The organism is Lysinibacillus sp. 10T31, assembly GCF_056394365.1.
In genome coordinates, this window is sequence record NZ_JBFTHS010000134.1 from 1 (window position 1) to 1,376 (window position 1,376).

Genomic DNA, 1,376 nt, shown 5'->3' on the forward strand with positions numbered 1-1,376 from the left:
GTGAAGCTCCTAGAGATCGTTTAACCCAACTAAGTGCAGTTCGATTACTATTCATYCGAGTTACCATGCCATTAGGGATATTATTTGCTTCCTCAACATTTTTAGATTTAAGTACGCGTCAAATATATGCGATTGTTGGTATGTTAATTGTTTTACCTGGATTATTTCACCTCCTTGCTTCATTTTCCCAACCAAATAAAGATTTACTTACAAATAAAAAATAAAAAACAAGTAAATGTAGCTTTAGAATACAGATTGATCAAAAAATTACCTTCAGACTTTATTTATCAGCAAATGCAAAAACTCCATTTTGAAAAAAGATTGATCAAAATGGAGTTAATCTTTATCTAACTCTATATTTCAACAATAACATCCATTGAAAACGTTCCTCAACAATCTGGCCCGATTGTTGAATACGCTAAAAATTTTTTCTTCAACTAAACTGCCCCGATAGTTTGAAGGTACGTAGGATTATTTTCTTCATTAAAATGTCCCCTTTTTCACCGAGATTAAGGATTGTAGTTCGCCCCCTTTACTGAAATAATGAAAAATAAAATCTGCGGTTGTTTCAGTTACTTTTTATAGAAAAAGGTTGGTGGAGAGTCCAAATTTTTTAACCACCGATGTTCTTGAGCATCCATACTATCTTTAATCCAAACATCTCCTTGGTCTTCTTTTTCAGATGTTCGATACCAAGTAATAGTTGAACCAACTACTTGAGGTGTATTATCTATTTTATTGTCCTTTGGAAATGTAAGCTGCTTTTGTTCTCCTGAATCAAGATTAATTACATACAACGCTGTATACATAGTTGGAACTGGTCCCACTTTCCACGATTTGTTTTCTTTCGCCCGAGCAACAATTATTTCATCTGGAGAAAGCCATTCTATATCTAGGTCTACATATCCTTTAGGTGTGTAGTCTTTTTGTTTATTCAATGTAGGAATCTCGGTAACTGTTGTACTTTTGTTTACAACAAAAAATCTTCCTTCACCCGATATGTAGGCTAGTTGATTTTTTGTAGGAGCCCACTTTATCCATTTTTCATACCCAAGCATTTTCCCTATAACTTGAAATTGATCTCCAGCTGATGAAAGTACAGATAATGTATTGCTATCATTAGACCAAGACGCAGTTGGTGCTAATAGAAAGCTAACCCAGCTCCCATCATGGCTCCACTTAAAATAATCTGCATCAATTGCAAATAAGTCGGTTGTATTTGTTTGAATGGTGTAAAAAGGCTTGATTTTATTAGTATCTAGATTGGCATCTACGGGCACTTTAAAAAGACGAACTGGTTCCCATCCAGTAGGAAGTAAATTAGATTGAGATGAAACGATAAACGCTTTTCCGTCGGGGAACCATTCAAAATCACT

General features: G+C 34.6%; 1 protein-coding gene and 1 pseudogene. One reads left to right on the forward strand and one right to left on the reverse strand.

The genetic code is table 11. The annotated features are described in order from the left end of the window. Positions 1 to 224 (forward strand): annotated as a pseudogene (locus AC1DCY_RS27115) (MFS transporter); the annotation flags it as partial. A gap of 348 nt (positions 225 to 572) precedes the next feature. On the opposite strand, the gene AC1DCY_RS27120 reads toward AC1DCY_RS27115, so the two are convergent. Then, on the reverse strand, positions 573 to 1,376 hold an 804-nt coding region (locus tag AC1DCY_RS27120), incomplete at its 5' end, for a translocation protein TolB (protein WP_477355776.1).